A 12349-nucleotide genomic window follows, 5' to 3' on the forward strand; every position below is an offset into this window, starting at 1 on the left:
GCAACCTCCCCCTTATCATGATGAAATATTGTATTGCCGCTACTCCCTACTTGCTTGGATAGAAGCCTATTTTGCGGATAATTCTTATATTTTTTTCGGTCCGACCTACCCGGAAATCCCGAATTGGAAACGATTGTAACCTTACTTTCTGATTGGAGCCGGCCGGATTTGCAAAGCCTATACGTAGATTTTTCCGCAAAGGACGTGCACCGACTATGCGTATTCAACGAGCTTTGCTTAGCATTAGCCTTCTTGCCGCCTCGCTGCTGCTGCCGCAGCCCGCTGCCTCCGCCGAGGATCAAGCTGTGGCCGCCGCCCGTATGGCGGCAATCGTTATCGACGATCTGGGCAACAATATGGCCGGAACCGAGGAGATCGTAAGTATGCCTTTTCCGATTACGGTAGCCGTCATGCCGTTTCTCCCCTCCTCCCAAAAAGATGCGGAAGCGGCTCACCGCAACGGTCATGAGGTTATCGTCCATCTGCCGATGGAGCCGCTGAAAGGCAATAAGAGCTGGCTCGGCCCCGGAGCGATCACCTGCGACCTGAGCGACGACGAGATCCGCAAGCGGGTCCATGCGGCAATCAACGACATCCCTCATGCCATCGGGATTAACAACCATATGGGCTCGAAGGCAACGGTAGACGAGCGCGTCATGCGCGTTGTGCTGGAAGTATGCCGGGAACGGGGACTCTTCTTTTTGGACAGCCATACGAACTACAGAAGCGTCGTGTCGAAGCTGGCCAAGCAGATCGGGGTACCCTGCATCGAAAACCATCTGTTTCTCGACGACGTCAAAAGCAAAATGCACGTCCTGAACCAGATTAAGCTGCTGCAAAAACATTTGCGCGAGCACGAGCCCTGCATCGCGATCGGGCATGTCGGAAGCGGGGGCAAAATTACGGCGGAACTTGTCCGGCAGCTTCCGGGCACGATGGAAGACATCCAGTTTGTCGGCGTATCGAAGCTCGTCCGTTAAAAAGGGGACATGCCGTTTGCCGCTGCGGCGTGCGTCATCCGGAACGTCACCATGCGTCAGGCCGCATCGCTTGAACCAGTCTCCGGAACACCGGGCCGCGCTCGATCAGTTCGGCATAAGTCCCCTGCTCGGTTACGGTTCCATGCTCAAGCACATAGATGAGATCGGCGCTCTCGATCGTACTCAGCCGGTGGGTGATGAAGATCGTCGTCCGCCCGTTGTTGCGGCGCTTTTCGATGCTTCGCAGAACGAGGCGTTCCGTCTCGCTGTCCAGCGCGGACGTCGATTCATCCATAATCAACAGCTCGGGATCGGCCAGCAGCGCTCTTGCGATGGCGATCCTTTGTTTTTGTCCTCCCGACAAAGCGGCTCCCCGTTCGCCGATCCAGGTGTCGTACCCGTCAGGCAGCGTCTCCGCCGTCTCCCTGAATTGGGCGGCTGCGCACGCTTCCCGGATGTCGTCGTCCGTCACATTTTGGCCGAATGCCAAGTTAAACCGTATCGTATCCGGATACATGTACGTCTCCTGGAACACCAGACTTACTTTACTCGCCCAATCGTCTCTCCGGACCGTTTCGAGCGGGATGCCATTGACCATGATCGTGCCGCCCGCCGGCTCGATCAATCGGACCAGCAGCTGAGCAATGGTCGATTTGCCGCTTCCGCTTTCGCCTACGAACGCAATCCTTTTGCCGACCGGAATGTCCAGGTTCAAGTTATGCAGTGCGGGAGTCAGATGCTCGCCGTACCCAAACTGGACCGCGTCGAATCGGATGCTGCGAATCAGCTCCTCGAACCGTATCGTCCCTGCACTGATCGACTCGGAACCGGCCCCTTCCCGGTAACGCTCTACGCTGGCGAAAGAACTGGAGATGCCGATCAGAAAGTGGTAGCTTCCGCTAATCGAATCGATCAATTGTGCCGCAAATTGATACACGACAACGAAAGTACCAATTGTAACGGCTTGATTCAGCACCTGGTAGCCCAGAAAGGCAAGTACGATCAGATTAAAGCCCCACTTGATCGCTCCGGCGTACACGGCATGTTTGTTTGTGATAACGCCCTCTTCCTTGCTTTTGTCCATATAACGTTGGTACCGGTTGTTCAGCTCCTGGTACTCCCGGTCCTGCCGGTGAAAGGCCAAAATCTCCCTCGTATGGGTGATCCCCTCTTCCAGACGGCCCATAAAACGGCGTTCTGGCAGCACCGCCAGCGACAGCTTCCAGTGCGTGAGGAACATAACGGTCGTCATCACGAGAACGAACAATACATATTGAATCAGCTTCGGCAAATACGACTGATAGATCGACTGGATAGCTGCAACCTCGCTGTTTAGCAGAGAGAGCGTATCGCCCGCCGGATGCCGGTCTGTATAGGCAAGCCCGAGTTCGCGAAGCTTCCGGAAGACGTCCAGCTGCAAATCCCGGGCCGCTTGTTCCTGAATGACCCTTTGCCAATAGTTGCGGAGTACCGTTATGGCCAGCATCAGCATGATCAGTATGGCAATTCCCGCGAGCAGCCAATAAAAAAGCGAAATGCTCCGGCTTGGCAGCAGCTGGTCGATCACGATTTGGATTCCTTTCGGAATCGTCATCTCAATGAGAGATAAGAGCAGATTGCACACCAGCAGCCCCGCAAAGAGAGATTGATATGGCGACAAATACGACAATACCCATATGTATGCCGACACTGCTCCCGAACCCCGCCCTCTTCCGCGAGCCGGTTGCATTTGACCCGATAGTTCCAAGTGGCCACCCTCCTATTCAGTTTGGTCTATCCGACCCGATTGCATGCGGCCTACAGCTTTTTCCAAAACCGGTTCGGGATATGGCAGGATTAGGACGAACACAGTCGAATTAGGTAAGGATTCCCAAGAAATGAGGGGCCCCAAGTGACACCGATAAAAGAAACTTTGCTGCAGCTGTTTATCTCTTTGATGCCGTTCGTGATGTACAACATCTACTATCGGGACAACAAGCACAACCATACCAAATCGTTCATTCTGATCACCGCCTCGTTAAGCCTGCTGCTCTCGATGACTTTCGCCGCCGGAGTGGAAAACGGCATTTTTTTCGATGCCCGGTATATTCTGATGTATTTCAGCATCATGTTCGGCGGAATTGCAGTCGGGTCGGTTGTCTTTGCCGAATTTATCATCTACCGGCTGCTGCTGGGCGGAGACGGCACCTATGTCGCGATTCTCATCGTAGCCTTCACGTTTCCCCTCTCGGTGCTGTTCTACAAACTGTTCCAGCAGGCGAAACGGTTGTCGCTGATTACGTTTTTCGCCGGTATCGTCATCTCGTCCGTACCGTTTCTCATCTCGTATCTGTACTTCGATCCCGACTATTTCGTCAAACATCTCGGCTTCCACATCCTCGTTCTGCCTATCCAGAATTCCATCGGCATCTGGCTGCTTATCTCGCTGTTCAGCAAATCCGTATCGGACAAAAAAATATTTGTCAGCTATCTGGAGAACGAGAAAGTGAATACGATCAGCCATGTGGCCGCATCGCTCGCCCATGAGGTGCGCAACCCGCTAACCGTTGTAAAAGGATTTCTGACCTTAATCCGCGAGCGTCCGGCCCCCGACGAGAAAGTCGCCCGCTATATCGACATCAGCATATCGGAGATTCAGCGGACCGAATCGATCCTGTCGGAGTTTCTCTCGATCTCCAAGCCGCTGAGCGGCGGGCTGGAACGTACGAACCTGTCCGAGCTGCTGCACATCATGATGGAAGTGATGAGCTCTTACGCTAATATGAACAATGTGCGCTTGGAAGTGAGCCGACCGGACGATCCGGTGTGGATCATGGCGAATCCGGATGAAATCAAGCAAACCCTGCTTAACTTCATCAAAAACGCGGTGGAGGCGTGCTCCGCCGTATCGAACGGAAAAGTCGCGCTTCGGCTGGACACGGTCATGCAGGACGCGCTGCTGTTTATCGAAGACAACGGGGTCGGCATGAAGCAGGAGCAGATCAACCGGCTCGGCTCGATCTATTTTACGACCAAATCAAGCGGCACGGGGCTCGGTCTGACGTTCTCCTATCAGGTAATCCGCACGCTGGGCGGGACGATATCCGTTCATAGCGAGCCCGGAGAAGGAACGCAGTTCACAATCACGCTGCCTTTGCTGTCCGAGTGAAGCGGATCGCCTGCTCCCCGCCGGCGGGCGAAATTTCGTTGATTAGGCACAGTTTTGTGGAAGCGCTTTAGCAAGCGGGAAAGCAGTCGTTTCCGTTCGTATTAAGTTCAGCATGTCACCGCCGAAACCCTTCTTATTTTTCTATATTTTCCCTAATTTATACACAGCCTGAGAGCCGCTCCTTTTTTTGCCCTAGCGAAAGTTTGTGTTGTCAGGGAAAGACTTGTGCCCTATACTAAAACCAAGACACATTACTCAAACATGCGGCATAGTTTATTATAAAAGTTGCATTAGGCAAACAGTTTGTCACACAGGAAATACAGGATGGTGATGGCGATGTCTGCAAAAGACGAAGCATTATCCAGAGCTGCTGTCGGCAGTCAGATCGTACTGAGCCGCATCGAGGTTCAAGGCGTCCTGCGCCGGCGACTGCTCGATCTCGGATTCGTTCCGGGCAGCGTGGTGGAAGTCGTACAGCGCAGCCCGCTCGGCGATCCGACCGCATTTCGCGTCAACAACACGACGATAGCGCTGCGCAAGGAAGAAAGTTCACTTATATTCGGGGAGCCTTTGGGAGGCGATGGGACATGAGAACCTATACGTTAGCGCTCGCCGGCAATCCGAACACGGGAAAAAGCACGTTGTTTAATACATTAACCGGTCTTCGTCAGCATACCGGCAACTGGGCCGGGAAGACGGTCGTCCGCGCGGAAGGCGAATTTACGCACGGCGATGCCGCTTATAAAATTATCGACCTGCCGGGCACGTATTCCCTATACTCCAACTCGGCCGACGAAGAAGTCGCCCGGGATTATATCATTTTCGAGCAGCCGGACGTCACGATCGTCGTTATCGACGCCACCTCGCTGGAGCGCAACTTGAATTTGGCGCTGCAGGTGCTGGAGATGACGAACCGCGCCGTCGTATGCGTCAACCTGATGGATGAGGCGGCGAAGCTGGGAATCCGGATCGATCTGGCCAAGATCGGACAAAGGCTCGGGGTACCGGTCGTAGCGATCTCCGCCCGCAATAAGACAGGTATCGACGTGCTGCTGGAGCAGGTCGAGCGGGTCGCTACCGGCAAGCTTGTACCGCATCCAGTGATGATCCCGTACAACGAGCAGATCGAGCGTAAAATTGCGGAGCTGGAGCCTGTCATCCGGGAAACGTTAGGCACCCGCTACCCGACGCGCTGGATCGCCCTGAGACTGCTGGACGGAGACGAAAGCTTGCTGCAATCGTTAAAGGCGAGAATGGACGCTCCGCTCGGGTCATCTTCCGCCGTCAAGGAGGTCGTGCGTCATGAGCAACCTGTCTGCCACTAATTCCGACCGGCTCGACGCCCTTCTAGACATCGCACGGAAATCCGGCGACGGCGACTCCGTCCGGGACGGAATCGTCAGCGATATATACAGATTGAGCCGGGACATCTGCAAAGAAACGGTTCGATACGAGGATAAGAAAAAACTGGAAGGCGCTTATAAGCTCGACCGGATCGTCACCTCCAAGCTATGGGGCTACCCGATCATGTTCCTGATTCTGGGCGTCGTATTCTGGCTGACGATCGCGGGAGCAAACGTGCCCTCCGCACTAATCGCCGATTTCTTCGGCGTGATCGAGTCGTATTTGACCGCCGGATTTCAGGCTGTGAACGCGCCAGCCTGGCTGCACGGCATCCTGGTGCTCGGCTTCTTCCGGGGCACCTCGTGGGTCATTAGCGTGATGCTGCCTCCGATGGCGATTTTTTTCCCGACGTTTGCCCTGCTCGAGAATTTCGGTTACTTGCCGCGGGTCGCTTTTAACATGGACCGGTTGTTCAAAAAGTCGGGCGGACACGGCAAGCAGGCGCTGACGATGTCGATGGGCTTCGGCTGCAACGCCGCCGCGATCTTGTCGACGCGGATTATCGAGTCTCCGCGCGAGCGGATGCTCGCGATTCTGACCAACAACTTCGTTCCTTGCAACGGCCGCTGGCCGACGCTCATCCTACTCTCGTCGCTGTTCATGGCAGCCGGCGTGGCGGGCGGACTGCACACGGTAGCTACCGCCATGGTCGTGATGAGCATGGTGCTGTTCGGCATCGTTATTACGCTAACCGTATCGTGGGCACTGTCCAAAACGATGCTTCGCGGCGTGCCGACGCACTATACGCTTGAGCTGCCTCCGTACCGCAAGCCGCAGTTCGCCAAGACGATTCTGCTCGCTTCCCGCGACAAATCGTGGAGCGTTCTGAAGCGCGCCGTCATCGTGGCCGCTCCGGCCGGCGTAATTACGTGGATTCTCGGCAATATTATGGTCGGCGGCGAAAGCATACTCGCTCATATGGCCGCCTTCTTCGATCCGTTCGCCCATGCGATCGGTCTGGACGGCTATATTTTGATGGCGTTCATCCTCGGACTTCCGGCGAATGAAATCGTGCTGCCGATTTTGCTTATGGGCTACTTGTCCTCCGGAGCGATGGTTGATGCCGACGGTCTGGACGGAATCAAGGACATCTTCCTTAATCACGGCTGGACTTGGCTGACGGCGCTTAATATGATGCTGTTCTCCCTGCTCCATTACCCATGCGGCACAACGCTGTTCAACATCTACAAGGAAACGAAAAGCGCGAAGTGGACGGTGCTGTCCGCCCTCATCCCGCTCTCGATCGCAATCTTCATCACTTTTGTTATCGCTCAGACGGCCCGCCTGCTCGGCTGGGTCTAGCTGTCAGCAATGAGGCTGTCGATTCATTGTGTAGAAGTGATAGCAGGCCGTTCCAAGTGAAAAGTTACCTTCTTCTGCTCAAACAGGTTGTCCGGAATCCCTTGATTGAATAAGGATTGTAAGGTAGGGGATTCCAGACAAAACTCGCCAGAAGGTAATCTTTTCCCTTTCCACTTGGTTGTCCACAGTGAATCGACAGCCTCAACAAAGCCCTCTATCGGCGTACGGCAGCACGAATAACTTCGCACGCTGGATAGAGGGCTTTTTGTATTGGAGTGGCTAATTGGGACGCTCCAGCGAGAACAGCTCGCCCAGCTTGCCGTAGTTCGATCCGGCGAGCCGGCTTACCGGCTGCAGCTTGCGGGCGTCGATCCGTCCGTTCTCGTACAAAGCCTCGGCGATATGAAACCGGACGACACGACCGATCAGCAGATCGCAAGCCGGCGCCGTTTCTTCTCCTCCGAGCGGAATAGCTCGCTCCAGCACGCATTCCATCCGGATCTTCGCTTCCGCCAGCCCGGGAACCGCGATGACGGAGCTGGGGACAGCCGTGAATCCTGCCAGCTCCACTTCGCTTACGTCCGGAGGCAGACTGGCCGCCGTCATATTCATCTTCTCCACGATCGCCTCGTCCGGGATCTGAACGACGAATTGTCCGCGCTGGATCGCATGGGCAGCCGTATCCTTCATCGTCCCTTCCTTGCGTTGAATCGATACCGACAGAAGCGGCGGCCGACTCGCTACAATCGAGAAGTAACTAAACGGCGCCGCATTCAGCACCCCTTCCGCCGACAACGTCGTGACGAGCGCAATCGGCCGGGGAATGACGCTGCCGATAAGGAGTCAATTTCATAACCATTATGAATTTGACTTATTAAGCAGCTTGTAATTGTCACGGTCGCTTTGTAATGCCGGATCTATCGAGATCATCCCCACCTGCTCCTATCTGTTGCCTGTTTTGTATTTATATAGCCATGCCCGATTGCCACCGGGATTACTCGCCGGGCGGCCGGCGGCCGAACCGGCTGCCGAACCAGACAGCCGCGGCTTCCGCTTCCGTGGCGGTTAATTGATGGCCGTACGACTCCCAATGAACGTCGACCTCCGCACCGGCTCCGCGCAGCAAGTTCCCGAGCTCCTCCGTCTCGCCCGGGGAGCAGATCGGATCGTTCGTTCCCGCCCCGATAAACACCGGCGTCCCGGTCAGATCCGGGAGCGTCACGCCCCGGCGCGGCACCATCGGATGGTGGAGAATCGCACCGCGCAGTACGCGTTCGTGATGGAACAGCAGACTGCCTGCCAGATTCGCCCCGTTCGAGTAGCCGACGGCCACCAGATTCGAGCGGTCCAATTCGTACCGGACAGCCGCCTCATCCAGAAACCGCTTCACTTCATCCGTGCGGAACAGCAAATCCTCTTCGTCGAAGACGCCTTCCGCAAGGCGCCTGAAAAACCGCGGCATCCCATTTTCAAGTACGTTGCCTCGAAGTCCCAGATAAGACGAGTCCGGAGCGATCGCCCGGGCTAACGGCACAAGGTCCCGTTCGTTCCCTCCGGTGCCGTGAAGCAGAACAAGCGTCGGGGCCGCCGGATCGGCCCCTTTCTGAAAGAGATGGTTCATTTCAGCTTCGCCTCCCGTTCCCGGACTTTTATCGGCAGCAGATTCGCTTCGATCTGTTCCCGCTGCGGTTCGTACCATTCGGGCAGCATCAGCTTCTCCCCTAAAGCGCCAGCGCTCTCGTCCACGGCAAACCCTGGAGGGTCCGTAGCGATCTCGAACAAGATGCCGCCCGCTTCCCGGAAATACACTGCATTGAAATATTGACGGTCTATAACCGGCGTCGGCTGGTAGCCGTGCTCCGTCACTTTCGCTCGCCATGCCTCGTGCTCGTCAAAATGTTGCGCCCTCCAGGCGATATGGTGAACCGTTCCTGCTCCGCCGCTCCCCCAGTCCATATTAGCCAGTCGCACGTCAATGACGTTGCCGATCTCGCCATGTCCCCGAAAACGCACATATTCATCGGTGCCGTCCACCTTTTTCAGGCCGAGTATGCTTTCCAGCGCCTCGATCGTTTTTGCGGAATTGACGCTGTAGAGAACCGCTCCGGCAAAACCTTTGATCGCCTTGTCCTCCGGAATGCCTCCGAACGACCATGTGCTTGCAGGCCCTTCCTCCCGTTCCACCAGTTCCAGTCTCAGTCCTTCGTTATCGGGAAATTGCAGAACCTCTTCCGAGAAGCGAACCGATTTCACAACCGGGACGCCGAAGCTTCCAAGCCGCTCCTCCCAAAAACCCAGCGATCCTGGAGGTACCGCGTACGAAGTAATCCCGGTCTGCCCTCCTCCGATCCTGCCTTTGCGCGAGCCGGGAAACGGAAAAAACGTAATGATCGTGCCCGGACTGCCCTGCTCGTTGCCGAAATACAGATGATACACTTCGGGAGCATCGAAGTTAATCGTCTTTTTAACCAGCCTAAGGCCTAACACGCCGGCGTAAAAATCTACATTTTCCTGCGGGCTTCTGGCAAATGCCGTAATGTGATGAATGCCTGCCGTTTGCAAAGTCATCTTAAATCCCTCCTGCTTGATCGTAATCGTCTGGCCCGGAATGACACGAATATCGCAGCTCCGGCTGCGCTTTATGAACATTCGTCTGCGACGGGGTTCCCTCAGCCTGTTGTGCCTACCATACAAAAACAGAGATAACGGCGCTGCATTTTACAACCGATACAGCAGCAAGTGAACCGTCCGGTCCCTATGGGAAGCCGCCTCTTTCCGGAGGGCGAACCGACATGGAGTTCGAAAAACCGCTTTTCATTATTTTGCCCTCTCCCTTCCCGCGCATCCAACGTTATGATATCTTAAAATTTAATATCTTAAATTAAAGATATATGATTTTTAATGTTTTGTCAATATAGGTTTTGTGCCTGAACGCTTTTTGCTTTTTGCTTTTTGCTTTTTGCTTTTTGCTTTTGCAGCCTTACAGATAAGTTTTACATGCGGACAGCCTCATTCCGTCCCGATCGATCTTATTATTGTCCCGATCCACCATGAAACCGGCAAGGCCGACGATTATGATGGAAGTATGAAAAGCTCCCAGACCCAGTCATCCGGAAAACGTTTCTCCAATCGGAAGGAGTGTGAGCATGAGCGAACCGGTACGTATAGGCGTGTTAGGCTTTGCCCACGGCCATGTATCGACTTACTGCAGCGAATGGAACAACTCCGAGCTTGGCATTCAGGTTGTAGCCGGATGGGACCACGACCCGGCGAGATTGCGGAAAGCGGCGGAAACGTTCGGGCTGCAGCCTTATGAAGACGTAACCGCCCTGCTCGATCGGGACGATATCGCCGCAGTCGTGATCGCCTCGGAGACGTCGAAGCATGCCGATCTGGCCGAACAAGCGGCGGCCGCCGGCAAAGCGATTATTTTGCAAAAGCCAATGGCGCTTACGATCCGGGAAGCGGATCGGATCGTCGAGGCGGTCCGTAAGCACGGCGTGCCGTTTACGATGGCATGGCAGATGAGAGCCGACCCGCAAAATAGGCAGATGAAGCAATGGATCGACAGCGGCGAGCTCGGGCAGCTGTTCATGATCCGCCGAAGACACGGGCTCGCGATGGGGCTTCAGGAAAGTTTCGCCGACTCCTGGCATGTCCAGTCTGAGTACAACCGCGACATTTGGGCCGATGACGCCGCTCATCCGATTGACCTGCTCTATTACTGGCTGGGTGTTCCGGAAAGCGTAACGGCCGAGATCGAGTCGCTGTACAACCCGCGCATTCCGATGAATAACGGGATCGCCATCTTCCGCTATCCGGGCGGACCGATCGCCGAGGTTAACTGCTCCTTCACCTGTACGGCGGCGGAAAATACGACGGAAATTATCGCCGAACGCGGAACGATCGTGCAAAATTACGGCGACGCCACCAGCTGCAACATCGCCCGGCCGGGAGACGGGCCCGGGTTGAAACGGTTCGAAGCGGCGACCGGCGTCTGGACGGCCAGCGATATCGAAAGTCCGCCTAATCACGGCTATCGTATACGCGGTTTGGCGCAGCCGCTGGCCGAATTTGTGCGGGGAGAACGGCCGCCTTTGGCTACCGCCGAGGAAGGGCGCACTTCGCTGCGCCTCGTGCTGGCCTGCTATGCTTCTTCGCTGCAAGGCCGGAGAGTGACGCTGGACGATCCGATGATCGAGCGTTTGTAAGCGATAACAGACTAGAATGCAATACGTAAAATCCATTATGTGACGAGAGGCAGGTGAAGCTTTCCGCCGCCTTGGTGCAATGCCGGTCATAGGTGGGAGTGAACGATGGTGTCGGCGAAGAGTCAACCCGCTTCCGATCCTCCTAATAAACTTCGGCTTTGTATGAACCGGGCGAGCCGGGAAGCAGTGCGAATGGCATTAAAAATCGGGATAGTCGGATTAAACGGAATCGGTAAAAACCATGCAGCTTGTTATCAGGAGGATGACCTGGCCGACCTGATCGCGGTATGCGACGTCGTGAAGGAACGCGCGGACGCGGTTGCCGAGAAATACGGCGTTAAGGCGTATTACAGCTTGAAAGATATGATCGAAAACGAGCCGGATCTGCAAATCGTCGACGTAACGACAGGCGGAATCGACAACGGAAGCTGGCATTTCGAACCCGCGATGGAAGCGGTCAGCTACGGGAAGCATGTGCTCGTCGAGAAGCCGATCTGCCACGACGTGCAGCAGGCGCGCGAGCTGGTCGCTTATGCGGATAAGCAGAAAGTGTACCTCGGCTGCAACCTGAACCACTACTTCACCCCTCCTGCCGAGAAAGCGAAGCAATATGTAGATAACGGCGAGATCGGAGAGCTGGTCTACTGCTTGACCAAGATGGGCTTTAACGGCGGGGAGCTGAATTACGCTCTGGCAGGTTCGCCGAAAATCAAAGGTCATCCTTACTTTCATATGAAGGCGTTTCTGACTCACCCGTTCTCGGTTATGCGTTACTTCTGCGGAGACATTACGCACATCCAGACGTTCTCCGACCGTCCCGGCTTCCGCAGAAGCGCAGGCGACGTCATGGTGTCGATCAACAGCATTCACGTCAAATTCGCAAATGGCGGCGTCGGATACCTGCTCAGCCAAAGAGGCGATGCGGTATACGGTCTCGGCGGGTGGTGGAGTGTCGAGATGGCGGGGACGCGCGGCACGTTTTGCATCGAGAACTGCGTAGAGAAAGTGTCGTTCTGGAAAGCGGAGAAAGGCATTCCGGCCATCAGCGTGCAGAAGGAACCGGAAGTGACCCACTATGGAACGACCGATTTCAACCGGACCTTCAACAACCGGCTGCATGCCTTCCTCGAGGACATTTCGAACGGAGTGCCCCGCGATCAGCTTCGCGCGAACGGACGGGATGCGCTGGCGGTGCTGGAATACACATTTGCCGTAATGGAATCGTACGAGCGGGGCGGCGAAGTCGTCAGACCGCATGCACTGCCGCCGCTGATCGGCGATCCGCACACGATGCGTTAAGGGGG

Annotated in this window: 11 protein-coding genes; 7 read left to right on the forward strand and 4 right to left on the reverse strand. The window is 55.6% G+C overall.

Going from position 1 to position 12349, the window contains the following annotated elements; all coding sequences use genetic code 11:
• Positions 1-215 precede the first annotated feature (215 nt).
• Entirely contained in the window at positions 216-980 is a 765-nt protein-coding gene (locus tag PV433_RS24350) for a divergent polysaccharide deacetylase family protein (RefSeq protein ID WP_332074627.1), read from the forward strand.
• A 46-nt stretch (positions 981-1026) separates the two neighbouring features.
• Here PV433_RS24350 and PV433_RS24355 read toward each other — a convergent pair whose 3' ends face one another.
• A complete protein-coding gene (locus PV433_RS24355; RefSeq protein WP_332074628.1) occupies positions 1027-2727 on the reverse strand; it encodes an ABC transporter ATP-binding protein in 1701 nt (566 codons plus the stop codon).
• 144 nt (positions 2728-2871) lie between these two features.
• Between PV433_RS24355 and PV433_RS24360 the strand changes: the two genes are divergently transcribed.
• From PV433_RS24360 to PV433_RS24375, 4 genes are all read left to right on the forward strand, one after another.
• Positions 2872-4128, forward strand: a complete 1257-nt coding sequence (locus PV433_RS24360) for a HAMP domain-containing sensor histidine kinase (RefSeq protein WP_332074629.1) — start codon at positions 2872-2874, stop codon at positions 4126-4128.
• 336 nt (positions 4129-4464) lie between these two features.
• Positions 4465-4719: a FeoA family protein gene (locus PV433_RS24365; RefSeq protein WP_332074630.1), complete on the forward strand. Its 255-nt coding sequence runs from the start codon at positions 4465-4467 to the stop codon at positions 4717-4719.
• A complete protein-coding gene (locus PV433_RS24370; protein WP_332074631.1) occupies positions 4716-5453 on the forward strand; it encodes a FeoB small GTPase domain-containing protein in 738 nt (245 codons plus the stop codon). Before PV433_RS24365 ends, PV433_RS24370 begins: the two co-directional genes overlap by 4 nt.
• Entirely contained in the window at positions 5431-6834 is a 1404-nt protein-coding gene (locus tag PV433_RS24375) for a nucleoside recognition domain-containing protein (RefSeq protein ID WP_332074632.1), read from the forward strand. The genes PV433_RS24370 and PV433_RS24375 overlap by 23 nt, the downstream gene beginning before the upstream one ends.
• Before the next feature lie 279 nt (positions 6835-7113).
• Here the strand turns inward: PV433_RS24375 and PV433_RS24380 are convergent, their stop codons facing one another.
• From PV433_RS24380 to PV433_RS24390, 3 genes are all read right to left on the reverse strand, one after another.
• Positions 7114-7671, reverse strand: coding sequence for a flavin reductase family protein (locus tag PV433_RS24380; protein ID WP_442951573.1), 558 nt, complete (start codon positions 7669-7671; stop codon positions 7114-7116).
• Positions 7672-7828: 157 nt separating this feature from the next.
• Positions 7829-8455, reverse strand: coding sequence for an alpha/beta hydrolase (locus tag PV433_RS24385; RefSeq protein ID WP_332074633.1), 627 nt, complete (start codon positions 8453-8455; stop codon positions 7829-7831).
• Positions 8452-9402: a ring-cleaving dioxygenase gene (locus tag PV433_RS24390; protein WP_332074634.1), complete on the reverse strand. Its 951-nt coding sequence runs from the start codon at positions 9400-9402 to the stop codon at positions 8452-8454. Before PV433_RS24390 ends, PV433_RS24385 begins: the two co-directional genes overlap by 4 nt.
• Positions 9403-9980: 578 nt before the next feature.
• Here PV433_RS24390 and PV433_RS24395 point away from each other — a divergent pair.
• Complete coding sequence (locus PV433_RS24395; protein WP_332074635.1) at positions 9981-11045, forward strand: Gfo/Idh/MocA family protein; 1065 nt, start codon at positions 9981-9983, stop codon at positions 11043-11045.
• A 192-nt stretch (positions 11046-11237) separates the two neighbouring features.
• Positions 11238-12344 carry a Gfo/Idh/MocA family protein gene (locus PV433_RS24400; protein ID WP_190931246.1) on the forward strand — a complete coding sequence of 369 codons (1107 nt, stop codon included), beginning with the start codon at positions 11238-11240 and terminating at the stop codon, positions 12342-12344.
• Positions 12345-12349 lie beyond the last annotated feature (5 nt).

Source organism: Paenibacillus sp. GYB004 (assembly GCF_036577605.1).
Classification (GTDB): domain Bacteria; phylum Bacillota; class Bacilli; order Paenibacillales; family NBRC-103111; genus Paenibacillus_AB; species Paenibacillus_AB oceani.